General features: G+C 44.0%; 22 protein-coding genes. 12 read left to right on the top strand and 10 right to left on the bottom strand.

Features of this window, described 5'->3' with window-relative positions; all coding sequences use genetic code 11:
• Positions 1–199: 199 nt before the first annotated feature.
• The 4 genes from PNK_RS11320 to PNK_RS11305 are packed head-to-tail and all read left to right on the top strand — an operon-like array spanning position 200 to position 5,076.
• Positions 200–1,690: a TolC family protein gene (locus PNK_RS11320; protein ID WP_051981773.1), complete on the top strand. Its 1,491-nt coding sequence runs from the start codon at positions 200–202 to the stop codon at positions 1,688–1,690.
• Positions 1,691–1,694: 4 nt separating this feature from the next.
• Positions 1,695–3,140, top strand: coding sequence for an HlyD family secretion protein (locus PNK_RS11315; RefSeq protein WP_051981772.1), 1,446 nt, complete (start codon positions 1,695–1,697; stop codon positions 3,138–3,140).
• Positions 3,137–3,829 carry an ABC transporter ATP-binding protein gene (locus PNK_RS11310; RefSeq protein ID WP_032124561.1) on the top strand — a complete coding sequence of 231 codons (693 nt, stop codon included), beginning with the start codon at positions 3,137–3,139 and terminating at the stop codon, positions 3,827–3,829. Before PNK_RS11315 ends, PNK_RS11310 begins: the two co-directional genes overlap by 4 nt.
• A gap of 56 nt (positions 3,830–3,885) precedes the next feature.
• Positions 3,886–5,076 carry an ABC transporter permease gene (locus tag PNK_RS11305; RefSeq protein WP_231909253.1) on the top strand — a complete coding sequence of 397 codons (1,191 nt, stop codon included), beginning with the start codon at positions 3,886–3,888 and terminating at the stop codon, positions 5,074–5,076.
• Between the two features lie 78 nt (positions 5,077–5,154).
• Here the strand turns inward: PNK_RS11305 and PNK_RS11300 are convergent, their stop codons facing one another.
• Complete coding sequence (locus PNK_RS11300; protein ID WP_158021801.1) at positions 5,155–5,868, bottom strand: hypothetical protein; 714 nt, start codon at positions 5,866–5,868, stop codon at positions 5,155–5,157.
• A gap of 584 nt (positions 5,869–6,452) precedes the next feature.
• Here PNK_RS11300 and rfbA point away from each other — a divergent pair.
• From rfbA to PNK_RS11275, 5 genes are all read left to right on the top strand, one after another.
• On the top strand, positions 6,453–7,340 hold the full coding sequence (gene rfbA, locus PNK_RS11295; protein ID WP_059062109.1) for a glucose-1-phosphate thymidylyltransferase RfbA: 888 nt from the start codon (positions 6,453–6,455) through the stop codon (positions 7,338–7,340).
• Complete coding sequence (gene rfbC, locus PNK_RS11290) at positions 7,327–7,878, top strand: dTDP-4-dehydrorhamnose 3,5-epimerase (protein WP_059062107.1); 552 nt, start codon at positions 7,327–7,329, stop codon at positions 7,876–7,878. Before rfbA ends, rfbC begins: the two co-directional genes overlap by 14 nt.
• Positions 7,878–8,762 (top strand): dTDP-4-dehydrorhamnose reductase, encoded by an 885-nt coding sequence (gene rfbD, locus PNK_RS11285; RefSeq protein ID WP_059062106.1) that lies wholly within the window; start codon positions 7,878–7,880, stop codon positions 8,760–8,762. The genes rfbC and rfbD overlap by 1 nt, the downstream gene beginning before the upstream one ends.
• 2 nt (positions 8,763–8,764) lie before the next feature.
• A complete protein-coding gene (gene rfbB, locus PNK_RS11280) occupies positions 8,765–9,823 on the top strand; it encodes a dTDP-glucose 4,6-dehydratase (protein ID WP_032124557.1) in 1,059 nt (352 codons plus the stop codon).
• 311 nt (positions 9,824–10,134) lie between these two features.
• On the top strand, positions 10,135–10,401 hold the full coding sequence (locus PNK_RS11275; RefSeq protein ID WP_158021800.1) for a hypothetical protein: 267 nt from the start codon (positions 10,135–10,137) through the stop codon (positions 10,399–10,401).
• Positions 10,402–10,729: 328 nt separating this feature from the next.
• Here PNK_RS11275 and PNK_RS11270 read toward each other — a convergent pair whose 3' ends face one another.
• The 9 genes from PNK_RS11270 to PNK_RS11230 all read right to left on the bottom strand — a co-directional run bounded on the left by PNK_RS11270 (position 10,730) and on the right by PNK_RS11230 (position 20,140).
• Positions 10,730–11,458 (bottom strand): hypothetical protein, encoded by a 729-nt coding sequence (locus PNK_RS11270; RefSeq protein ID WP_059062102.1) that lies wholly within the window; start codon positions 11,456–11,458, stop codon positions 10,730–10,732.
• Positions 11,459–11,748: 290 nt separating this feature from the next.
• A complete protein-coding gene (locus PNK_RS11265) occupies positions 11,749–12,129 on the bottom strand; it encodes a hypothetical protein (RefSeq protein WP_059062100.1) in 381 nt (126 codons plus the stop codon).
• Between the two features lie 521 nt (positions 12,130–12,650).
• Positions 12,651–14,075 carry an RtcB family protein gene (locus PNK_RS11260; protein ID WP_059062098.1) on the bottom strand — a complete coding sequence of 475 codons (1,425 nt, stop codon included), beginning with the start codon at positions 14,073–14,075 and terminating at the stop codon, positions 12,651–12,653.
• A complete protein-coding gene (locus PNK_RS11255; RefSeq protein ID WP_059062096.1) occupies positions 14,068–14,871 on the bottom strand; it encodes a hypothetical protein in 804 nt (267 codons plus the stop codon). Before PNK_RS11255 ends, PNK_RS11260 begins: the two co-directional genes overlap by 8 nt.
• A 131-nt stretch (positions 14,872–15,002) precedes the next feature.
• Positions 15,003–16,541: a DHA2 family efflux MFS transporter permease subunit gene (locus PNK_RS11250; protein ID WP_059062094.1), complete on the bottom strand. Its 1,539-nt coding sequence runs from the start codon at positions 16,539–16,541 to the stop codon at positions 15,003–15,005.
• Positions 16,542–16,546: 5 nt separating this feature from the next.
• The gene (locus PNK_RS11245) at positions 16,547–17,743 is read right to left on the bottom strand and encodes an HlyD/EmrA/EmrK family protein (protein WP_059062092.1); all 1,197 of its coding nucleotides are present in this window, start codon (positions 17,741–17,743) and stop codon (positions 16,547–16,549) included.
• Positions 17,744–17,802: 59 nt separating this feature from the next.
• The gene (locus tag PNK_RS11240) at positions 17,803–18,684 is read right to left on the bottom strand and encodes an aldose epimerase family protein (RefSeq protein WP_059062091.1); all 882 of its coding nucleotides are present in this window, start codon (positions 18,682–18,684) and stop codon (positions 17,803–17,805) included.
• A gap of 69 nt (positions 18,685–18,753) precedes the next feature.
• Complete coding sequence (locus PNK_RS11235) at positions 18,754–19,206, bottom strand: hypothetical protein (RefSeq protein WP_032124549.1); 453 nt, start codon at positions 19,204–19,206, stop codon at positions 18,754–18,756.
• Positions 19,207–19,294: 88 nt separating this feature from the next.
• Positions 19,295–20,140 (bottom strand): RluA family pseudouridine synthase, encoded by an 846-nt coding sequence (locus PNK_RS11230; protein ID WP_032124548.1) that lies wholly within the window; start codon positions 20,138–20,140, stop codon positions 19,295–19,297.
• Positions 20,141–20,404: 264 nt separating this feature from the next.
• On the opposite strand from PNK_RS11230, the gene rpsT reads away from it, so the two are divergent.
• The 3 genes from rpsT to PNK_RS11215 all read left to right on the top strand — a co-directional run bounded on the left by rpsT (position 20,405) and on the right by PNK_RS11215 (position 23,227).
• Positions 20,405–20,695, top strand: a complete 291-nt coding sequence (gene rpsT, locus PNK_RS11225; protein ID WP_032124547.1) for a 30S ribosomal protein S20 — start codon at positions 20,405–20,407, stop codon at positions 20,693–20,695.
• Positions 20,696–20,855: 160 nt separating this feature from the next.
• Positions 20,856–22,535, top strand: a complete 1,680-nt coding sequence (locus PNK_RS11220) for a CocE/NonD family hydrolase (protein WP_032124546.1) — start codon at positions 20,856–20,858, stop codon at positions 22,533–22,535.
• Positions 22,493–23,227, top strand: a complete 735-nt coding sequence (locus PNK_RS11215) for a phosphocholine cytidylyltransferase family protein (protein ID WP_231909252.1) — start codon at positions 22,493–22,495, stop codon at positions 23,225–23,227. Before PNK_RS11220 ends, PNK_RS11215 begins: the two co-directional genes overlap by 43 nt.
• The last annotated feature ends 3 nt before the right edge of the window (positions 23,228–23,230 follow it).

The raw sequence follows: 23,230 nt of genomic DNA, 5'->3' as shown, positions 1-23,230 counted from the left end.
AATTTTATTTTGTGGTTAGCAGGGTGAAGATTGTGAGATGCTTTTTTTTGAAATCTATCTTTTATTTATACTCCATAAGTTTTAAATTCTAAAACTGGTCTTCTTCTCAGAAATACTGAGTATGAAGACAAGTCTTATCTTCTTTTGGACAATCGCTATTTAGGCTACTTAAAACCAACCAACAATTGTGCATTGAATTATGATAGAAGCTGAGAATTTAGGCATGAAGGCAAGAAAGACTAGCCGCGTGCGGTGCAGCCGGCTGTTAGGACTGTGTTTTTTATTATTGATTTTTATGCCTTGCACTGGCAGCGCGCAGCCAGAAGATAATAGCAATGCTGAAGACTCTGTAAAAGAGAGTGAGGAAGCCTATCTTCTGACTTTGGAGACAGCCTTAACACGAGCCCTCCAATATAATCGTCAGCTCATCAATACCAATGATAGCGTCACGCAAGCCCGGTATTCCATTGAATTGGCATGGAGCGAGTTTGACATACAAATTTTGCCCAATAGCCGAGCTGGCTACGTTGGAGGTGGGTCTGCTGGAACAGGCTTTTCGGTGGGGGGTGGGATCGATTTTAGTAAAAGATTTACCAATGGAACACTCGTTTCGCTCGGACCTTCAATTTTAAAAACACGCGAGCACTATCATACCGATTTGCGAGCGCTGATTTCTCAGCCGCTTTTACGCGGCTTCGGCAGAGACTATCAATTATCTGGTGTAAAAGGTGCCCAATATAAATTGAGAACTGCTACCCGCAGTCTTTATTTAGCTCAGATTCAGCTGGTTATTCGCACGATTACGTCTTTATATGAAGTGATTAAGTCGCAAAAATCGTTAGCAATCAGCGAAGAGTCTTATCAGCGGATAAGTAAATTTTATCAGGCTGCCAAACTGAAGGAAAAAATTGGTTTGTCGGAAGCTTTGGATGTTTATCGAGCAGAGATTGAGCTGCATCATGCCGAAGATGCTTTGACAAGTGCCCAAGATAGGCTTCAAGATGCTGAAGATGCTGTGCGTGATATTCTTGCGCTGCCACTAAACATGGAAATTCAGGTAGAGGTGCCGCTTGCTTATAGCCCAAGTCCTTTTGAATTGGACGAGGCAGTCAAATTGGCATTGAAGAACCGCATAGAAATGGATCAGGCTGAAGATCAGTGGCGTGAGAATTACCGTCTGTCCGTTATAGCTAAAAAAAATCTGTATCCAGAACTCAATTTAGTATTGAATTACTCTAATTGTGGAAGAGATCAGTATTTCACGCGTTCTTGTTCGAGGCATCGTGAAAGTACATGGGGTGTAGGTTTTTCCACAGCGACTGATTTTGATCCTCAAGGCGATTTGATAGCTTACGAGCAGAGTTTGCTTGCCATTGATAGTGCGGCCCGCGGTGTGGAGCAAACCGAAGCCAACTTGGTGCTGGAAGTCAAAAAAGCAATTAGGCAGCTGCAAAAAGCCCACAAGCGCATCAAAGTCCAAGAAGAACAGATTCATACTGCGCGAGGAGAGTTGCATTTATCTCAGCTGAAATTTGATCGAGGGATGGCGAACAATTTTGATGTCATCCAGGCTGAGAAATCACTTCGTTCGGCTGAGCAAAATTATTGGGGAGCTTTGATTGAACATATCGTCGGGCAGTATCAGCTTTTAGCGGCAATAGGCCTTTTAACAGATAAACCGTGCATGTAGTCAAATGAAAAAGATCACGAAATTTATAGTGGGAACCGGTTTGAGTGTCTTGTTAGTGGGTGCAGCTTTTTGGCAAACGCGCTCATTGTCCAGTCCTATCTTAGTTCCTATTGTTCAGGCCGAAAAACGGAATCTGACTGTTGAAGTTAAGACAGTAGGAGAATTGGAGGCTGCCCGCTCTACCATTATCGCTTCTTCTATTAAAGGAGACTTAGGGAAAATCATCGATATCATTCCAGATGGCATAACCGTGGCTCCAGGGCAGGTTTTAGTAAAAATGGATCCTACCCCTTTCGAGGAAAAACTCGAAAAGTTGAGATTGCAAATTAAAGAGCAAGACGTCTATTTGATCACGCTTAAGCAAACTCTAGAATGGGAGGAGAATCAGGCCCAGCATGAGAGCAAAACGGCAGCATACGAAGTAGAGATGGCAGAGTTGGAAATTGAAAAAATTATCCATGGAGATGGCCCCCAGGAAATTTCTCGTTTGAAGGGAGCGATGCAAAAGGCGTGGTTAAAGTACGATGAACTCAACATGTATTCCAATGATTTAATCGCTTTGCAAGAACAGGGTTTTTTAAATCCGGCTGAGCTCAAGCAGGCGCAAAAAAAATTAGCCGAAGAGGAAGAGTCTTACGAAGTCAGCAAGCTTCAATATGAAAGCTACGTCAACCACGTCTATCCCATGCAGATTAAAAAAGCGGAAACGAGTTTAAAGCGAGCCAGAATTAAACAGGAAGAGTCGGCTAAAACAGGGGTTTACAAAGTGGCTAAGGCGCGGGCCCTGCTCCAGCAAGCGACGCAATTGCTGCAAGACTACAATGTTCAACTTCATCACGATGAAAAGGAATTGGATCAGACGCTCATCTTAGCACCGGCTCCCGGCATGGTTGTGCATCGCGAAGAATACCGCTCAGGCCAAAAAAGAAAGCCGCGCGTTGGAGATATCTTGGTCAAAAATCAGCCTTTGATGGATTTGCCTGATTTGAGCTCAATGGTTGTTAAGACGCGCGTTAGAGAGGTCGATTTATTTAAAGTGGGAGTGGGTAAAAAAGCAACGATTGAGGTCGATGCCTATCCCCATCTTTCCTTTAATGGAACAGTCTCTTCGATAGGCGTATTGGCATTGTCAGATCTTGGACGCATCAGTGAAGAGAAATACTTTGAAGTGCGCATTGCACTCGATAGCTCAGACGCGCGCTTGCGGCCTGGCATGACGACAAGAGTGACCATTCATGCTCAGCAGGCTGACAATGTGTTAACAGTTCCTTTGCATGCTGTCTTTGGCGAGTACAAGCAAAATTATTGCTATGTCAATTGCGGCTCTGGTTATGAGAAAAGACAGGTGGCAACAGGGATTAGCAATGAGCAGTTGATGCAAATTACAGATGGAGTTGAAGAAGGCGAGTGTGTCTGCCTGCTCAATCCATTTGCTAGGGACGACTCATGAAAAAAGCATTGGTCAAGGTTGAGAACCTAAGCAAGTCTTATCAAATGGGCCATGGACTCGTGCAAGCCCTGCAAGAGGTTAATTTAACGGTTTTTCAAGGAGAGTCGTTAGCGATCATGGGGCCGTCGGGATCGGGAAAATCGACTCTTTTGCACTTATTAGGGTGTTTAGACAAACCAACGCTTGGTCATTATTGGCTTGACGGACAAGACGTCTCCAAATTGAGCGATCAGGAACTGGCGCTTATTAGGGCTTCAAAAATCGGCTTTGTTTTCCAGTCTTTCAATTTGATCCCGCAATTGAACGTTTATGAAAACGTTGAAATCCCTTTTTTATATCAGCAGACCTTTTTGGATGCCGAAATTGTTAAAAAAAGAATTTTAGAGTCTATTGATCGTGTAGGGCTCAGCCATCGCCGCTACCATGTTCCCTCTCAGCTATCGGGGGGGGAAACACAGCGCGTTGCCATTGCGCGGGCGCTGGCCATTAATCCGTTAATCATTTTAGCTGATGAGCCGACGGGCAATTTAGATACAGAGACTGGGCGGACGATTCTCAATTTGTTCCGCAATCTCAATGAGCAAGGAGTCACACTTGTCACCATCACCCATGATGAGCTCGTGGGGGCCCATTGTCCGCGTTTGATTCGCATGCGTGATGGTAAAGTGATAGCAGATCAATTAAATTAAACATGACGACTATGATCAGTTATAACGAAATTCAAAAATGTTTCCGGTCGTTGTTGATGCATAGACTGAGGACTGTTTTAAGTACTTTAGGAGTACTCTTTGGCGTTGTAGCGGTTGTAGCTATGCTTTCAATTGGTGAAGGCGCTAAGCAAGAAACGCTTGAGCAGATTGAACAGCTAGGGATGAATAGCATCATCATCCGGCAAAATGCCTTATCGGAGGACCAGCAGCATAAAGCCATGGAAAAACGCTCTAGGGGGCTGACCTGGCAGGACGCAGAAGCTCTAGAGAAAAACATACCTCATATTACCTATCAAGCCCCTATTAAGACAATTGAAGCCTCAATTACTGGCATGCTAGCCTCCACTTCTCCTGAAATTTTAGCCGTCACACGTTCTTTTGCCGATATGAAGGCTTTAAGGCTCGCGGAGGGCAGATTTATTTGTGATCTCGATCATCAGCGTAGGCAGATGGTCTGTGTCCTAGGCTATGAAGCTGCTAAAAGCCTCGGCAAACAGGGGCAGGTGGGACGTTCCATTAGAATAGAAAATATTCAGTATCAGGTCGTGGGAGTTTTAAAACCCACCCATTGGAAGGCTAGCAAGAATAGCTCAATCACGACGCGCAATTTGGACAAGATTATTTTTATTCCATTAGGATCTGAAAAAGCCTTGCCTCGTGTAGGCCTTGCCAAAAAAGAGACGCTTTCAGAAATTATTTTGCAGGTCAATCAGCCTCAACAAATGAGCATGATTTCCCAACTCGTCAAAACGATTTTAGATCGTTTGCACGGGGGATATGAAGATTACCAAATTATTATTCCGCAAGAGCTCCTCAATCAAGCCCAGCGCACGCAGCAAACATTTAATTGGGTATTGGGCAGCATTGCGGCGATTTCCTTATTGGTGGGGGGGATCGGCATTATGAATATCATGCTGGCAACAGTTTCAGAAAGAACCCGGGAAATCGGTATTCGACGTGCTGTAGGAGCCAATAAAAAGCACATCATGATGCAATTTTTGCTTGAAACGCTGCTTTTAACATTAACGGGGGCCATACTCGGCATTTTAATCGGGATAGGATTTTCTTTTCTGATCGGCTACATAGCAGACTGGAAAACGATCGTGACTGTTTGGTCAATCGTCTTATCACTGACCATGTCATCTGGCGTTGGCCTTTGCTCAGGGCTCTATCCTGCTTTTAAGGCCGCGAATATGGATCCCATTAAGGCGTTGCGCCACGACTAGTAGAGGGCTGAATTTGGCTTAAGCTTTGAATGGTAAAAAAGAAAAGGCTCCCGAAAGAGCCTTTTTGAGACTGGCCAATTAAGGAATATTAGCTGGGCCGTAGGTAAACTCTGTGGTTGTTTGAGCTTCTGTGGCACCAATTGAAAATAGAGCGGTTGGATCGATTCCATCTGTTCCAACATTTGTCAATGAACCATCTCTGCTCGCTCCTACAGCAATTGTCAAGCTCAAACCGACTGTTGCAAGTCCTCCTGAGGTGATTTGGAGGCCTGCATGGTAGGTTCCAAATACTGGATCAACAATTGTAATAGGGGCAATAGTTGGAATGCCAAGAATACTAATCGTAACAGGCGGGCCTTCTACAACAATGCCATCTGGTCTTTCAACAAATGGAATGACGACCGCATCACCTAGCAGGATTGCAGCGGCTGTTAATCCATATGAGAAGGTTAAGCTTTGACCGACGTCGGTAACAAATACACTAGGTCCAGCTGGACCAGCAGGTCCTACAGCACCTGTTGCACCAGTCGCACCTGTTGGACCCCGTCTTCCATGATGGCTGTGTCCGCTGCTTGCATTTCCGGCGATGGCGCCTGCGATACCACCAACAACTGCTGCACCACCAATGATTAAGGCTGTACGCCCAGCTCCGCCGCTCCACCAACCACCGTCACAGCAGTCATCTTCACAGCAACTTGCTTCAACCTTTGCTGGTGTACTCCAAAGTGATAGTGTACAAAGCAATGATGCAAAACTGCGCGACATTATTTTAGTATAAGAAACGCTTGCCACATGGCCTCCCTTGTTTATTGTGAAAGTGAAAAGAAAACTTACCTAAATCATCCTCAATTACCGATTTTGAGCTGTCTTTCTGAGGCTTTGAGTAGTGCTCTTCCGATTCTATTATAGCGCTTTATTTTGATTGATGTGGCTTCATAAATACCCCTAGGAGGGATTAAAACCTCAATATAAAAGGTAAAATTCGAATCTAATTAAAAAAATTTTTTTACACAAATAAAATGATGAGAAAAATTTAGAGTGTTTATCTGATCGGTGTCTTTATAGCAAAACAGCCAATTCGGATTTTGTAAACATTCTCTTAAGTGAATCAAATTCTTTTAGAATGCTAAGAGCCTAAAAGCTCTCGTTAAAAAAATCTAATTAAAAAGTAGTTTGCTAATCTTTTGGATGCTTATTGATAAAAATAGAAATAGTAGAATTTAATTGTTAATACAGAGTGTTTTTTATTGGTTTTGTAATCTTTTAATTATGCAATTAAAGCTTGCTAAAAAGAATTTTGAGGTTGTCAGATTGACAAAATCCAAGCTCCGTTTTAATATGCCACTCCTAAAAATACACTTCAAAGGGGATGGATTATGAAAGGGATTATTTTGGCTGGAGGAAGTGGAACCCGCCTTCATCCATTAACATTAGGGGTAACAAAGCAACTGTTGCCGGTCTACAATAAACCAATGATCTATTATCCTTTATCTGTGCTGATGTTGGCGCATATTAAAGATATTCTGATTATTTCGACTCCAGAAGACATGCCGTTGTTTAAGCGTTTATTGGGTGATGGATCGCAATTAGGAGTGAGCTTTAGTTACGCTGTGCAGGAAAAGCCGAATGGTTTGGCAGAGGCGTTTATTATTGGAAAAGAGTTCATCGGTAAAGAGTCTGTTTGCCTGGTTTTGGGAGATAACATTTTTTATGGCAGTCATTTGAGTGAACTTTTAAAAAGTGCGCGTGAGAAAAAAGAGGGAGCCACTTTATTTGGCTATGACGTGAAGGATCCAGAAAGGTATGGTGTTGTCGAATTTGATTCCCAGGGTAAGATTTTATCGATAGAGGAAAAGCCTAAAAAACCAAAGTCTTCGATTGCCGTAACGGGTCTTTATTTTTATGACAATCAGGTGGTTGATATAGCGCATGGATTGAAGCCATCGGCTCGAGGTGAGTTAGAAATTACGGATGTCAATCAGGAATATTTAAATCGGGGCCAAGCTTCTGTGCATGTAATGGGAAGAGGCTTTACCTGGCTAGATGCGGGTACTTATGAGAGCCTTATGCAAGCGAGCCAATTTGTGCAGGTTATTGAAGAAAGGCAAGGCCATTGCATTGCAGCTCTCGAAGAGATTGCTTATAATCAAAATTTTATTTCGAGGAATCAACTCAAGCTCTTGGGCGAAAAGCTTGGTAAGAGTTTGTATGGACGCTATTTAATGGAACTGGCAGAAAAAGGGCCTCATCATGGAAATCATTGATTTACGTCTAAATGGCTTAAAGCTTGTCAAACCGAGGGTATTTAAAGATAGTCGCGGTTTTTTTCTAGAAAGTTTCAAGCAGCCTCTTTATCAGAAAATGGGTATCCCAGAGTCTTTCTTGCAGGATAATCATTCTTTTTCACAAAAAGGATGCATTCGCGGAATGCACTTTCAATCGATTCCGGGTCAAGCGAAGCTTGTTCGCGTGGCTGTTGGAAAGATCTACGATGTAGCGGTCGACATTCGGCCAGATTCTCTCACATATGGGCAATGGGAAGGGGTCATTTTAGATGATCAGGAACACCACCAACTTTTTATTCCCGTTGGTTTTGCACATGGTTTTTGCGTCTTAAGCGATGAGGCGCATGTGATGTATAAGGTGAGTACGCCTTATGATCCGCAACATGAAAAAGGATTTCGTTGGAATGATCCTCAGGTTAAAATTCAATGGCCAACCGACCAACCGATCGTTTCTGAAAGAGATCTTGAGGCTCTTTCGTTTCATGAAAGCATGCTTCAGCTGCAAGGAGTAAGCTAATGAAAAAAATTTGGATTTGCGGAGCCTCTGGTATGTTGGGCTCGCATTTTAAACGTCTGCTAACCGATCGACAGATCCCCTTTATCGGCAATGACTATAGAGATATCGATATCACCCAATTGGATCAAGTGTCAGACTTTGTGAGGGTTCAGAAGATCTCTCATATTATCAATTGTGCAGCTTATACTCAGGTTGACAAGGCTGAGGCAGAGATGAAGCAAGCGTATTTAGTCAATGCGGTCGGGCCCCACCACTTAGGAATTGCGGGACGCAGGCATGGTGCACGGGTGATTCACTTTTCGACCGATTATGTATTCGATGGCAAAGGACGAAGCCCCTATACTGAAGATCATAGTTGCACTCCGATGGGGGCTTATGGAATGAGTAAGTTAGCGGGAGAAATGAAGCTGCTCGATGAGCATGAATACTCTTGCATTATCCGTACTTCTTGGCTCTTCGGATTGCCCGGGAAGAATTTTGTTGAGACAATGTTGAGGCTCATGAATGAAAAAGAGCAGCTGCGCATTGTTTCTGATCAGATTGGCAGGCCAACTTACTGTCAGGATTTAGCCGAGGCTGCCTTAAATCTGCTAGATGAAGAGGGAATCTACCATTTTGCCAATGCTTTTGAAACAAGTTGGTATCAATTTGCTAAAGAAATTTACAGGCAAGGGCAAGAGATGCGCTTGATTCGCAAAGATTGCCACTTGGAGCCAATCGCCTCGCATGAATATCCAACTCCAGCTCAAAGGCCGGCCTATTCCACTTTGAGTACAAAGAAAATTGAATCGCAATTGGGTCGAACACCTCGTCCATGGCAAGAGGCGTTAGCTGACTATTTAGTGAGCTATAAAAAGTATCAAGAAACTCAACAGTCGGGCTAAGCATGCAAGAAAGAAAAGTTCAAAATATTTTGGTGACTGGCGGTGCCGGCTTTATTGGATCGGCTTTTATCCGCTATTTACTTTCTCCTGAAACGGCTTTTAAGGGTACATGTGTCAATTTTGATGCATTGACCTATGCGGGAAATTTAGAAAATCTAGCTTCTGTCTCGCAAGACAGCCGCTATATTTTCGAAAAAGGCGATATTTGCAATGGGGCGCTTCTTGAACATGTCTGCCAAGAACATGCTATTGATACTATCATCCACTTTGCCGCCGAAAGCCATGTGGATCGCAGTATCTTGGGCCCCAAGGCCTTTGTCGAAACTAATATTTTAGGAACCTTCCAGTTATTGGAAGCTGTACGTAAAAATCCCCATATTCATTTCCATCACGTTTCAACCGATGAGGTATATGGGTCGCTTGGGTCGGAAGGCTATTTTACGGAAGAGACTGCCTATCAGCCAAACTCCCCCTATTCAGCCTCTAAAGCCTCTTCAGATCATCTTGTAAGAGCTTACCATCATACGTATCACTTATCGACATGTGTCTCCAATTGCAGCAATAATTATGGGCCTTATCACTTCCCGGAGAAATTAATCCCTGTCATGATCCTCAACTGTTTAGAGCGCAAGCCTCTTCCCATTTACGGGCAGGGAGTTAATGTGCGCGATTGGCTCTATGTCGAAGATCATGCTAAAGCGCTTTACACACTACTAAAACAGGGGCGTAAAGGTGAGACCTATAACATTGGCGGTGAGGCTGAGTGGCGCAACGTGGATCTCGTCCATGAAATCATTCGCCTGATTGCAGAGATCCAAGGCAACGATAAAAAAGAGCTTGAAAACTTGATCACGTATGTTAAAGATCGTCCAGGGCACGATTTGCGTTATGCGATTGACTGCTCTAAGATCAAGGAAGAACTCGGATGGTCCCCTGCACATCGTTTTGAAGAGGGTCTTAAGAAGACTATCACCTGGTACATGGATAATCAAGAATGGGTGAAGAATATCCAGACGGGTTCATACCGTCAATGGATGGAACTCAATTATGCTGGGCGTTAAAAGCGCAAAGCACGTCTGAACAGTAAGGCCTATCCGCGTGCAATGCATGTGATAGGCCTGACTCCCTTATGGCAATGAAATAGTCGATAGGCATATCATAGCTGGCCGGATTCTTTGCCTTGCACATCAAGCCCTCTTACCAGTTCTCTCTTTTAATTTCTATTAACAATTCTGAGTGAATCACTAAAGTATAGCGATTTGATTATTAAGCTTACTATTGAGCAGTGAATTGTTTATTATTTTTTTCATATTGCGTTAAATATTTATTGTGTTAATAATTGTTTAATCGTTGAAAAATAAAGGTTTTTTAAATGAAAAGAATAATGTTATTATTAACTTGTCTTTTAGTATTAGGGTGGACAAATAATGCCTTATGCTCAAGTTTTGACAGTCAAGTAGGCTTATTGAAATATGAAATCAGCAAGTTAGATAAGATTGATAATCAAGAAGAATCAGAATTAAGAAAGAGTATGATTGAGGCAAACATTGAATATGTTTCCGGATCCATTCGATTAAAAATAAAACAATTAGAAGAGAAATTAGAACAAATTAAATTAAAAATTACAAAACTGCAATAGCTATTCGAATGGTAATGCAGAATCATTTAATGCTATAAATGAAAAGCTTTGGAAAAAGTTTGCCTCTACGCAAAAGAAGATTGAATCGCTTAACGACCTTTTATTTGTTATCGAGCAATGTAAATTTAGACTTAAAGAATGATAAAGGCAATGCAATCCCTTGCATATTTTTGACATAGCTCTTCTAAAACTCCTTTGAATCGACTCTTTATTTAGAGATTAGATAAAATTTAGCATTTTCTAGATTGTTTGTTGGGTGTTAAAAAGTGCAAAACATGTCTGAACAGTCAGGCCTATCGCATGTAATGCATGCGATAGGCCTTTTTCATTATGGAATATTGTTTTGCCCGTAGCTAAAGAGCATGGCCCCCTGTAGCTGTTGGACAAAAGTAGGCGTTTCAAAGGAAATCTCTGCCAAATTTGTCGTTGAACCATCTCTTGTAGCGATAACATTTCCGCGCAAAGTGGCTGGTAAAGGAACAAAATTGTTGCCGGCAATTTGAATACCTGTCTGATACTGCCCAAATACTGGGTTATCGATGGAGATTGGAGCAAAAGGCACCTCTAAGTCAGTGATGATAACATTTGTAAGAAGGACAGGCGTCCCTTCCACCGTGCTTCCATCGGGTCCTGTAACGAATGGAGTCAGAATAGCAGAGAAAATATGTTCATCGCCCAATATTTCGACAGACAAATTGAAAGTTAAGGTTTGACCTGGATCGTTAGCAAATCCTGGGCCAACAGGGCCAACAGGGCCAACAGGACCGACAGGACCTGGCTCACCGGAGCTTCCTGAAGGTCCCCGGCTTCCGCTGCTGGGGTGGTGATGATTGGAATTGCCGATTACAGCACCGATGACTCCTCCAGCTATGGCTGCTCCGCCAATGATTAAGGCTCGGTTTTGAAAGTTGCTGTTGTCTTCGCAGCAATCAGCCTCTTCTTCAGGTTGATAACAGCATTGCGCAGGCAATTGAAATGGGGTGCTCAATAAGCTGAGGATGAGCAGTAAGGCAAAAGGATTAAGCTTGCTCAAATGAGTAACAACAAATCGGTACATGTTCACGCTCCTTAGTGGCAATTTATAGGGACAAATTTTTTAAATTATAAAAAAATACTTTAATAAAAATAAACAGTTTTTGCCGTGTAGGCGTGCTTTTTAACGGCTAATTAGAAAGAGAGGCGGAGGTAAAGTCCTTGCTGGACATGATTTGCATGATGCGTTCGATTGTTTTGAAATCGAAGAACAGTGTGGATACTTTCCAGCATTTCGATTGGAGAAGGTTCTTCAGTAGACTTGTCTGAACAATAATGCCTATCGAGTGCGGGCGCTCGATAGGCATTATTGCATTAAGGAATATTTCGTTGATCGTAGCTAAAGAGCAAGACCGTTTGTAACTCTAGGCCGGAAGGAGGAGTGTTAAGGCGCATATCCTGTAGAAATACATGGGAGCCATCTCTTGAAACGTCAACATCTCCTCGCAAGGTTGCATCGAAGGAGTTACTATTATAACCGATTATTTGAACGCCTACCTGATACTGGCCGAAAACTGGATTCTCGATAACGATTGGGGCAAAGAATTCTTCGTGATAGAGCGGAACATCTGTAAGAACTATGGGAGACCCTCCAAACGTGTTTCCATCGGATCCAGTGACGAATGCGAGCAGGGAGCCTGAAAAATGCTGTCCATCGTCTATTATCTGGGGAAGACCGAATATATCGAGGGACAAATTGAAAGTTAAAGATTGGCCGGGATCATTAGTAAAGCCAGGGCCAGGAGGGCCGATTGGTCCAGCTGGACCAGGTTCTCCTGAACTGCCTGAAGGTCCACGACTTCCGCTAGAGTGGTGATGATGATTAGAATTGCTGATTACAGCACCGATGACTCCTCCAACGATGGCGGCTCCGCCAACTATTAAGGCAGGATTTTGGAAGTTGCAACTGTCTTGACAGCAATCGACCTCTTCATAGGATTGATAACAGTGAGATTGTGCCTTTAGTTGAAAGGGTGTAGAGAATAGGCTTAAGACGATTAGAAAGGCTAAAGGTTTGAGTTTTTTTTAGCTGATCAAATAAGACGCGGTACATGACGACTCCTTCTGTATCGATTTTGGATAAATGGCAAAGTGTAAAAATAAGAAACTATAATTGAAATATTTTTTGCTTTGATGTGGAAGAAAGGAATCAGCCATTACCTGGCTTTCATGCGAACACTCGTCTCTTGTGGGTCGGTGAGCCATCGAACAAAAGACTAGCCTTTGATGACGAGATGGGGAGAAAGCTTGGCTACCATGTTGGCAAGTTTAGCTTCCTGCACAGCTGCGACAACAGCATCGACGTCCTTGTAGGCATCAGGCATTTCTTCGGCAATGGTTCGGTGCGAAGAGGCCATGACGCGTATGCCTTGCTGACGCATATGTTCGATGGGATCGCGCCCTTGCCAAGACTTGAGGGATTGAATGCGGCTCCGCGCTCTCCCTGCACCATGGCAAGCACTGCACCAGGTTAGGATGTTGCCTAGACCGACCATGACGTGGCTGGCTCGTCCCATGTCGCCTGGAACCAAAACAGGCTGCCCTGTCTGTCTGAATAAAGGGGAGAGTTCTTTGGCTTCTGGACCAAAGGCTCGTGTAGCTCCTTTACGGTGTACGCAGAGCCTTTTTTTGATACCATTTATTTCATATTCTTCAAATTTGGCGATGTTGTGGCAGACATCGTAAATCAGCCGAATTTCTTCAGGAGCGATATTGCAAATTTGCTTAAAGCTTTGGCGAATCCAGTGTAGAATTTGCTGTCTGTTGTTAAAGGCAAAATTGGCTGCCGCTGCCATGGCTCTAAAATAGCCTTCCCCAGCCTGGCTTTTGATTGGAGCTGCGACGAGTTGCCTGTCTGGCAAGTTTTCGGCATAGCCTTGCTTGATGAACGCATTCAAGGTATCTTGACAGATCTGATGGCCGAACCCTCTCGATCCTGAATGAATGAGGATGTAGGTTTGCCCTTTTGCGATGCCCCAGGCTTCTGCAATTGCAGGCAGATAGATATGGCTGACCTCTCCAATTTCAACGAAGTGATTGCCAGAACCAATGGAGCCGAGCTGCTTTTGCCCTCTTTCTTTGGCATGCGAAGAGACAGCGTCTAAACTTCCACCTTTAATATAGCCGTGACTCTCCATATGATCGATATCCGCTTCAAATCCAAAACCTTGCTCGATAGACCATTGAGCTCCCTTTTCAATCAGACGGCGGTAATCTGTATCGCTGAGTCCGGCTCCCTTGTGCTCATGGCCAACGCCGGAAGGAACGAGTTTGAAAATGGTTTTAATGAGGTCTCTTTTGGTTGTTTCTGAAAGATCTTTGAATAGACCTGGGACCATGGCTAAGCGAATACCGCAATTAATGTCATATCCGACTCCTCCCGGGCTGATCACTCCCGTCTCTTCATCGGTTGCGGCAACACCGCCGATTGGAAAGCCATATCCCCAATGGATGTCGGGCATGGCGATGCTATAGCCAACAATACCTGGTAGGTGTGCGACGTTGCGGACCTGTTCAAGAGGCTTGTCGATGTCCATTTCCTCTAAAAGCTCAGGAGTGGCAACGATGAGGCCTGGAACCTTCATTCCGCCAGTTTGAGGAATTAGGTAGATACCTGGTTGTATGCGCTCTAAATCAGACATCGACGATCATCTCCCATTTTAAATCGCCTTCTTCATCTTGTTGAATTACTCCGTGAAAGCTAATGGCTTTGAAAGGACAGCCAATATCCATATCGACACGGGTTATGACGTGGTTTAATTCAATGACAACGTCATCTAAATTGGAGAGTACGCTTTCAGAATTGAAATAGTCAAGCAAAGGCGGAAATTTGAAAGCCATGGCGAGATAAGCATGCAGATAGAGCTGTTCGAGGTCTTGGCCTAGGATTGTAAAAGCGATGTCGGCAGTATGTTCTTTTTCCTCGAAGGGAGGCTTAAAAGGAAGATGCCAGCATGAGCGATAGCGTGAATGGCCAAGGCTTTCGTAGAGATGAAGGCTACGCGTATAGAGGGGTAGGGGTGAAAACGCCTCTTTCCAGTGGCTGATATGGAACGGTTCCCGGCAAAGAGTGACGTGAGGAAGAAAAGACTCTTTTTCAGAGACCGAAAAGTCATTGTTTTTGAGCCACTCTGCCAATTGTTGCTGATAAAGGGAGAGTGAAGGCCTCTCTTTTAGCCATTGAATGTGCCAGGCAACCACATGCGGGCATCTTTTTGGCAGAAACAAGCACTGATCGAACAAGCCGCCAAAACCAATGCGGCACGGAGGTAAAGGCATGCTTGGGAGAATTTCCATGAGTTTAGAAACGGAGGCATTTCCAAGGAAGGCAAGAGTGAGGTGGCGATCTTCCTCATTCAAAACTCTTCCATGTGGGAGCTGGGCGGGCCAAGGAGCGGATAAATCTAATCCAAAAAAAAGCCTTTTTGTTTCTTGCATAGAGCCTGTCTATCGTTTCTTCCTTTCATATCATTTTGGGAATTAATTTTAACCTTTTGCAAAAGTCTCTAGTGGCTGTCTTCGCAAGGGTGTGTCGTTGAATGCATGCATTGTGAATTTAACGGCACACCCTAATCGATGGCAACCTGAAGTTTTTGCGTCGAACCTTTTTTGCAAAACCAAATGAGGGGAATGCAAACGAGGAATACCCAGCCTGTGAGCCAAAAGACATCATTGACTGCTAGTAAATAGGCTTGACTAGTGAGGAGATCTTCTAAAATTGAAGTGCTCTGCGCTGTGGTTAGATCTAGAGTCTGGTTGAGATGGTCGTAAAATTCTGTTGTAAGAGGATTATAAAGCGTAGGAGATTCTGTCAGACGGCTATGATGAAAGATTTCGCGCCTGTCCCAAAGGGTAACGTATAAAGCTGTCCCGAAACCTCCCCCTGCGACGAGGCGGATGAAGTTGAAAACACCAGATGCGCCTGCTAATTCGTGGTTGGGAATGGGAGAGAGGGCGATCGTGACGAGCGGAATAAAAAAAAAGCTGAGCCCCAATCCCTGAAAAAAGCGTGGAAGCATGAGTTTATAGAGGCTGATAGTGGGAGTTAGCATGCTAAACCAAAAAAAAGTAAGGGCAAAGCAGGCAAAACTAAACGTGGTCATGAGTCTTGGGTCGATGCGAGTCACATTTTTGCCTACAAACGAGGAGAGAAATAAGGGAATGATGCCGACTGGCATGACTGCGACCCCTGCCCAAAAAGCTGTGTAATTCATTTGCGTTTCCAGCCATAGAGGCAAAAGCACGGCGCTTCCAAAAAACATGAGAAAACCGATCGATCCCAACAGAGTCCCTAGTGTGAAATTGCGATGATTGAAGTAGGAGAAATTCATGACAGGATGCTTGGCATATAGGTTCCAAGGAATAAAGAACATAAAAGCAATCGCCGAGGTGATGGCAAGCGTACGAATGGTCAGAGAATTCCACCAGTCCAGTTCTTGTCCTTTATCGAGAAACACTTGCAATGAGCTAATGCCGATTGTCAAGAGGAGTAAACCGATGACGTCGATGGGTTGTCTAGATAGCTCTTCATGTTTGGGATCTTCAATCAATAACCACGTCATCCAGGCAGATAGAAAACCTATGGGGATGTTAATATAAAAAATCCAAGGCCATCCGTAGTTGTCTGTAATATATCCTCCTACAATAGGTCCCAGAATAGGAGCTACAATGACAATCATGGACCAAAATCCAAGTGCTACCCCTTTTTTATCTTCAGGGTAGTTAGTGAGCAAGAGAGCTTGCGATAAAGGAATGAGGGCGCCTGCCGAGGCTCCTTGCAACGTACGGAAGAGGACTAAGATGCTTAGGTTCCAGGCTAAGCCGCAAAGCCATGAAGTAACGGAAAAAAGAATCGTAGACCAAACAAATAATCGAACTCGCCCAATCCGTGCGGCCAACCAACCCGTTAGAGCAAGAACAATACCATTACTGATAGCAAAGGAGGTAATGACCCAGGTGCCTTGATTGGGGCTGACTGCCAAATCCCCTGCAATGTGGGATATGGAAACGTTTGCAATCGAGCTGTCCAAGACTTGAATAAATGTGCCCAAACCCAATGCGATCGTCAAGAAAATTAAGGAAATGGGAGTCATGGGCTTGACTGGCATGGAAATCACTCATTCGCAGATAAATTAGAACGGATAATAGTTTGGATTAACTCTTCTACCGGTTCCATGGGAACTTGATAAACAGGCGTTGTAAATTTCTGTTCTGGAAAGGGGCGAGTGGCTAAACGCTTTCCAGTCTGGTTGGAAGTGTCGACGACGACGTAAGCAGAAAGGCCTAATACGAGGGGATTTTTTTTCACTTCATCGAGATCGAGCGCGATTCTGACAGGCACGCGTTGCACAATTTTGATCCAATTTCCCGTCGCATTCTGTGGAGGGATAAGAGAGAATACGCTCCCAGTCCCAGCTGTAATGCCCAGCACTTTTCCGTGAAATAGTAGTGAAGAGCCATACATGTCGCTTTCAATGGTGGCGGGCTGTCCAATGCGAATATCACTCAATTCGGTTTCTTTAAAGTTGGCATCGACCCAGATTTGTTCCAATGGAATGACGCTCAGAAGGGCTCTCGTAGGGGTAATCCATTCACCGACTTGAATGCGCCTTTGAGCAATATAGCCACTGACTGGGGCTAGAATTTTACATCTTTTTAAGTTCACATAGGCTTCTTTAAGCGCTATTTTGGCATTTTCGATGCGTGGGTGTTCCTCTATCGGCATGACGCCAAGCGCAGCGATGGCTGAATTTAATTCATGCTTCGTTAGATTGAGCGATGCTTGAGCAACGTTTAAATTGGCTTGGGCGTGATTAAGGTCTTCGGTTGAAATGGCTTGAGTATTGCGAAGTGCATTGCGACTATCAAAATCTTGCTGAGCCCGCTTTAAGTCGGCTTCTTTTAAGGTTACGTCGGCTGTTCTTTGTTTGACTGCCTCAAAGAGCTGCTTGACTTGCCTCGTGGCTAAGGCTAGTTCCACTTGCGCTTTATCAAAGATGAGTTGATAAAGTGTTGGGTCAAGTTCCAATAGAAGCTGCCCTTGTTTGACAAAGTCGGTATTGTCGACATAGATGCCAGTGACTGTGCCATTTTGTGGAGACATGAGATTGACAGTATTACCAGCGATGTAGGCATCGTCTGTAGATTCATGCAGGCGGATAAAAAGGTACCAATAGATTGTGGCTGTAAGAGAAGCCAGAAGGATTATTAAAATAATTTTCAGGAGAATTCGGTTGCGCTTCTTCTTGCGCGATAGATCGAGAGAAGAGTGGGATGAGGAAGGGCTTGGCTTTTGATCAGTGTCGCTCATGTTTACCTGGAAGTCTCATGATGTGGAATGTACTCTTTGCCTGCTCATTTAGAAATTCCTTAGGGCGGGTTTAAAATTTCCAAATGAATTTGAAGTTCGCTAATGGATAAGTTTGGGTGGCGGGGATCTTGCGAGCTGATGGGCTCGATGCAAACAAAAGATGCATCTGCTGGATGATAAAGCTGCCAGCAGTTCTCTTCGCATACGCAGGCATAGCGAGTACGTAGAGCATAGCTATCCGTCTCTAGTAAAATATCGCCTTGGAGAGGGTTTGGGTATGGTCTGAAGGTAAAATCTGCTTCTTGGCTTAAGTCGAAAATTAACTTGTGTTGGCTATCTAAGGACCACTCAGGGGGAACCGGCTGCAGCTGGCCCTGAATGCGGACTTGATTCTGCACGTATGTAATCAGACGGCCGCGACTTCCCGGCAGGGCGTAATAGTAATGAATGCCGACTAAGGAATCAGTATCGCTGACGATGGAGAGATTGAGCAACAGGCCGGATGGCTGTAAATCGGCTTTGAATTCCATTTTGAAATTTTGCCCTTCTAAGGTAGATAAAGGGAGATCATTCCAGGTGTCTTTGCCAGTGAGCACCCCTTTTAGCGATGTTGGAGTTGCCTCAACTTTCCAAGGGGCGTAACGTGCAATGCCGTGAGAAAAAGGATCTTGAACTCCTTTAGATCTGACTCTTGCAATGTGAGGGAAAAGGGCTTCGTCTTGGATTTTTGGAATGCTTTCTTGACGCCGTCGATGGAAATGGGGTCCGATTAATGCTCCAAGGCCCGCATAACGCTCGTCAAAAAGATTCCAAGTCGACTGTTCAATGACTTCTGTGGAACCTTTTTTAAAGCTGATCAGATTGAGCCCCTTTTCTGGAGCAAAGGTTGCCTGCAGAGTTTCGCCTTCAGTCGTTTGATTTTCTAATACGATTGTCTTCATGCCATCTCTTGTTGATTGAGCTTTGCAGATCCAACATGAATAAAATGATTCTTTTTTACAAAGAAAAATTTAATTTTTATAGTGCATGACTTGCTGGTTTAACCAGGCTAAATAGAGGAGCAATCCCCATAAAAGGGCGGTGTAAAGGCATATTTTGAGAGGAAAGTTTTTCTCTATTGTCGACATTGCTGGTGAATTCGAATTAAACCAAACAAGAAGGGGCTTGCTCTGCAATCGGTCAATGGCTTCGCGAGCAGCCCAGGCATTGAGATAGTGCTCTTTTAAAAGAGTATGCCCGTTAAAGGCTTTGCCTTGAAAGGTGAATTGATAATGGGCTTGAGGGATAAAGTGGTCTTCATCCATGGCTAAAACCGACCAATCGATCTTTTGCGGTACAGCGGTGTGGCTGAGTCTTTGGTAACTGTAGAGTTGAAAAAATGCATAGCCCGTATAGGCTAAGGCGCAGAGAGTAACTAAGCCGAGAAAAAACATCCAGAGCGGATTTCGGTGTAAAATAAGCATACTCATCTCGTAGCGTTTTTGGCTTGCAGGCCAAATAACTGCCGCTTAAAGGCAGAATTTGGCATGAAGCTGAATTAAAAGGGTTGATTCAAGATTTGGGGACGAGGCGGTAAAATTCTTCTGGGACCGGTGATTCAACCCTGATTTCTTTTCTGCTAATGGGGTGTTTGAAAGAGAGAAGATGGGCGTGGAGGCACAGTCTTTTTAATGGATTGGCGTGCGCTCCATATTTTTTATCCCCAACAACTGGATGGCCAGCCGTTTGGCAATGAACGCGGATTTGATTTTTGCGCCCCGTTTCCAATGTCAGTTCTAATAATGAATAGCGCTTAAGAGTTTGCAGAGTGCGGTAATGGGTGATTGCGAGGCGGCCAAAGGTTTCATCTTGCGTTTCGTGAACAAAATACTGGCTGTCTTCATAGAGATGGCTTTGCCAGGTGCCGGCAGGCGACAGCATTTGCCCTTCGACAAGCGCCGTATAGGAACGTTTAATATCGTGAGCTTCAAATAACTCTTTCAATCCTTCATGGGTTTTTTGGTTAAAAGCAAAAACCATGACGCCAGATGTATCTTGATCGAGACGATGAACGACAAAGACTTTGCGGGGACGATAATGCGCCTTCAAGAGGGCATGAGCCGTTTCTCCTTTTTCAAAGGCCGTAGAAACACTAAGGAGGCCGGAAGGCTTGTTGATTAAAACGAGATCAGAATCTTCGTATAAAATTTCGATACCGTTTCCGACAATTTTTTTTCTTTGGGCGACGCTCACTTCCTGCCCTTCTAACAGTTGAACGTTGGCATTTTTAACTAAGACACCCTCGATCGAAACACGGCCTTCCTTAATCCAAGAACGCAAAGTGTTTTTTGAGCTTTGGGGGGATAGTTGAGCTAAGGCTTCTAAAAGAGGAAGAGGGGCTGGAGTAATATATTTCATAAAATCTTTAGGTTTAAATGTCCGTTTATATGTTTTGACAATTATCTTGCTATTAATGAAAGTTTTTTCCAAGACAATTTATATGCAAGTAATCTTTGACGAATTAAGCTCCATTCCCTATAATTGGGTCCTCCTTATGAAAAGGTAAGGTAGGATGATCATACCAAACGCTTGTTCGCGCGGACGACTAGCACGGTAAATGCGTTCTGTGATGATTTTTCTTTATTTACCGACAAAGTTTATTTTAAACCCCTTAGAGGAAAAATGGCAAAACAAGAAGCTCCTAAGAAAAAAGTGAAGCGTCCAACAGCTCTAAAGCGCGATCTCCAAAACAAAAAAAGACGCCTCAACAATAAAATCTACAAGTCTAAAGTTAGAACAGCCGTTCGTGCGTTCGAGGAATCTTTAGGTAAAGGTGATGCAGCGGCATCTGATGCAAAATTAAACGAAGTGTACAGCATTTTAGATAAGTGCGCGAAGAAAGGCATTTTCAAATTGAATAAAGTGAGCCGTACAAAGTCTCGTTTAGTTGCACGCTCTGTTGCCAAAGCTTAGTATTAGCTAGTATAAAACCACAGACCAAGTGACTATCCTCCATCTTTAGATGGATGTTAGTTTTTTTGCAAGAAATCCCAAATTCTTTTTGGATGAATCCTTTCTTGTTGACTAGGCCTGTGGTTTTTGTGTAAATGAAAGAAATCTACCCTTAAGTTACATGAATAAGATTCGCTTTTATACCTGTTTTTTCTTACTCATCTTCCAAGCTTTGTTGGCCGATGAGTTGAAACCAGATCTAACCGTCATGGTTCCCATGCGCGATGGGGTTGTCCTTCCGACCGACCTGTATTTACCAACTCCTGAATCGCGTGGTTTGCCATGCATCCTGCTGCGCAGCCCTGCCGGTCGCGATGCGGCATGGAAGACTTTTGCTGAGATGGCCAAAGAGGGGTATGTCGTTGCCGTTCAGGATGCGCGCAATGTATTGGACCCGGAAGGGAAAACGTTTCCCTTTTTGAGTGATGGCTGGGGGAAATTGCAGGACGGTTATGATACGGTCGAGTGGCTTGCAAGCAGTCCTTATACGAATGGCAAGATTGGGACGTGGGGCTCTTCAGCCTTAGGCATTACTCAATTATTGATGGCGCCTTCCCGTCCTCCTCATTTAGTTTGCCAATACATCATTGTGGCGGCGGGCAGCCTTTATCATCATGGCATTTTCCCAGGTGGAGTCTTATTAAAGCATCAAGCTGAAAGCTGGCTTGGTTATTATGCCCGCGATACGGGAGTGCTCAATTATGTATGTCAGCGCCCTTTTTACAATGATTTTTGGAAGCAACTCAATTCTTTGGAAGTGGCCGACCGCGTGGCTGTTCCTGCTATGCACGTTGGGGGCTGGTATGACACATTTTTGCAGGGAACTTTAGATGCTTTCATGGCGCGGCAAGAAGAGGGGGGTGAAGGGGCTAGAGGACGTCAAAAACTGGTAGTTGGTCCTTGGACTCACTTTTGGCCGGTTTCTAAACAATTTGGCGACTTTGAAATGCCTGTGGCTGGCGAGAATCCTCCTATCGACATTTCACCAAAGCGTTGGTTCGACTATTTCTTAAAAGGAGAAGGCAATGGAGCTGAGCAGCTTCCTGCCGTTCTTTATTACGTTATGGGACCTTTTGATGGTTCTTCCTCTAGTGGTAATGTGTGGCGCACTGCTGATGTTTGGCCTGTACCTTCTGTTTCGACTCCATTTTATTTGACGCCGCATAAAAGTTTGCAATCAAAAGTTCCTTTTACGGGACTTTTATCCTATCATTATGATCCGCGTACGCCCATTACAACGATGGGTGGCCGCAATCTCTTTTTAGGATCGGGTCCGATGGATCAGCAGAGCATTGAAAAAGGGGAGGATATCCTTGTTTTCACAACAGATCCTTTGCAAGAAGATATCGAAGTAACGGGGCATTTGTCTGCTAAGCTATTTTTTGCTTCAGACCAAAAAGATTCGGATATTGTAGTCCGTTTGTGCGATGTCTATCCTGATGGGCGCAGCATCCTCATTTCTGAGGGCGGCTATCGCTTGGGAGTGATGTGCTATCAAAGCGACGCACAGGCAGAATTTCAGCCCAATGAGCCCATTGAAGTGGATATCAATTTGTGGTCAACGAGCATTGTATTTGCTAAGGGGCATTCTATTCGCGTTTCAGTCAGCAGTTCGAATTATCCGCGCTACGAAAAAAATATGAATGTAGGCTTAAAAGGCGGCCTTTCAGGCAAGTTTAAGGTGGCTAAAAATACCATCTATATGGGAGAGAGATATCCTTCAAAGCTTGTCCTTCCCATTGTTCGAAAGGGACAGGAATGGTTAAGTCTAGAATCTCCTACCGTGGGGAAGTCTTTATGAAGGTCGTCATTTTAGCTGCGGGTATTGGAAGCCGTCTTGACGGCTCTCATGATCATATTCCAAAAGCTTTGACACGCTTGGCCAATCATAAGTCCATTTTGCAGTATCAACTCGATGCCTTAGCCTGCCATCTTTCATTAAATCAGGTCATCGTGGTCGTTGGCTATCACAAAGAACAGATCATGGCGGCCTTTCCCGATCTCATGTATGTATTCAATCCCCTCTATGCACAGGAAAATACGGCTAAAAGTCTTTTGAGAGCGTTTAAAAAAATTGAAGAAGATGTTTTATGGCTTAATGGCGATGTTGTTTTTCACCCCTCGATTTTAAAGCCATTGCTAGATGCTGATCGAACGGCTATGATTGTCAATCGCACGGGTGTTGGCGAAGAAGAGGTAAAGTACCGAACAGATGGTAAAGAAAGGATCTTAGAAGTTTCTAAGCAAGTTAAGCTGGGAGAAGGCGAAGCTTTGGGAATTAATTTTTTCAAAAAAGAAGATTTGTCTTTGTTGAAAGAAAACCTTGAGCGATGCCAGCCCAAAGATTACTTTGAAAAAGGAATCGAGCAAGGCATTCAACAAGGCCAGATCGTCTGGACTTCTCTGATCGATGCAAAAGAATGCGCAGAGATTGATTTTCCAGAAGATTTAGTGCGTGCAAACCAATTGCTTGAACAGTGGCAATTGATTTAACCC

Origin of the sequence: Candidatus Protochlamydia naegleriophila, from assembly GCF_001499655.1 — a bacterium.
Lineage (GTDB): Bacteria > Chlamydiota > Chlamydiia > Chlamydiales > Parachlamydiaceae > Protochlamydia > Protochlamydia naegleriophila.
The sequence above is the reverse complement of the archived record's forward strand: the minus strand, read 5'-3'. Positions and strand labels throughout refer to the sequence as shown.

Coding starts and splice junctions, on each gene's coding strand:
- PNK_RS11320 (WP_051981773.1), top strand. CDS start 200: ATGATAGAAGCTGAGAATTTAGGCATGAAGGCAAGAAAGACTAGCCGC.
- PNK_RS11315 (WP_051981772.1), top strand. CDS start 1,695: ATGAAAAAGATCACGAAATTTATAGTGGGAACCGGTTTGAGTGTCTTG.
- PNK_RS11310 (WP_032124561.1), top strand. CDS start 3,137: ATGAAAAAAGCATTGGTCAAGGTTGAGAACCTAAGCAAGTCTTATCAA.
- PNK_RS11305 (WP_231909253.1), top strand. CDS start 3,886: ATGCATAGACTGAGGACTGTTTTAAGTACTTTAGGAGTACTCTTTGGC.
- rfbA (WP_059062109.1), top strand. CDS start 6,453: ATGAAAGGGATTATTTTGGCTGGAGGAAGTGGAACCCGCCTTCATCCA.
- rfbC (WP_059062107.1), top strand. CDS start 7,327: ATGGAAATCATTGATTTACGTCTAAATGGCTTAAAGCTTGTCAAACCG.
- rfbD (WP_059062106.1), top strand. CDS start 7,878: ATGAAAAAAATTTGGATTTGCGGAGCCTCTGGTATGTTGGGCTCGCAT.
- rfbB (WP_032124557.1), top strand. CDS start 8,765: ATGCAAGAAAGAAAAGTTCAAAATATTTTGGTGACTGGCGGTGCCGGC.
- PNK_RS11275 (WP_158021800.1), top strand. CDS start 10,135: ATGAAAAGAATAATGTTATTATTAACTTGTCTTTTAGTATTAGGGTGG.
- PNK_RS11270 (WP_059062102.1), bottom strand. CDS start 11,458: ATGTACCGATTTGTTGTTACTCATTTGAGCAAGCTTAATCCTTTTGCC.
- PNK_RS11260 (WP_059062098.1), bottom strand. CDS start 14,075: ATGTCTGATTTAGAGCGCATACAACCAGGTATCTACCTAATTCCTCAA.
- PNK_RS11255 (WP_059062096.1), bottom strand. CDS start 14,871: ATGCAAGAAACAAAAAGGCTTTTTTTTGGATTAGATTTATCCGCTCCT.
- PNK_RS11250 (WP_059062094.1), bottom strand. CDS start 16,541: ATGCCAGTCAAGCCCATGACTCCCATTTCCTTAATTTTCTTGACGATC.
- PNK_RS11245 (WP_059062092.1), bottom strand. CDS start 17,743: ATGAGCGACACTGATCAAAAGCCAAGCCCTTCCTCATCCCACTCTTCT.
- PNK_RS11240 (WP_059062091.1), bottom strand. CDS start 18,684: ATGAAGACAATCGTATTAGAAAATCAAACGACTGAAGGCGAAACTCTG.
- PNK_RS11235 (WP_032124549.1), bottom strand. CDS start 19,206: ATGCTTATTTTACACCGAAATCCGCTCTGGATGTTTTTTCTCGGCTTA.
- PNK_RS11230 (WP_032124548.1), bottom strand. CDS start 20,140: ATGAAATATATTACTCCAGCCCCTCTTCCTCTTTTAGAAGCCTTAGCT.
- rpsT (WP_032124547.1), top strand. CDS start 20,405: ATGGCAAAACAAGAAGCTCCTAAGAAAAAAGTGAAGCGTCCAACAGCT.
- PNK_RS11220 (WP_032124546.1), top strand. CDS start 20,856: ATGAATAAGATTCGCTTTTATACCTGTTTTTTCTTACTCATCTTCCAA.
- PNK_RS11215 (WP_231909252.1), top strand. CDS start 22,493: ATGGTTAAGTCTAGAATCTCCTACCGTGGGGAAGTCTTTATGAAGGTC.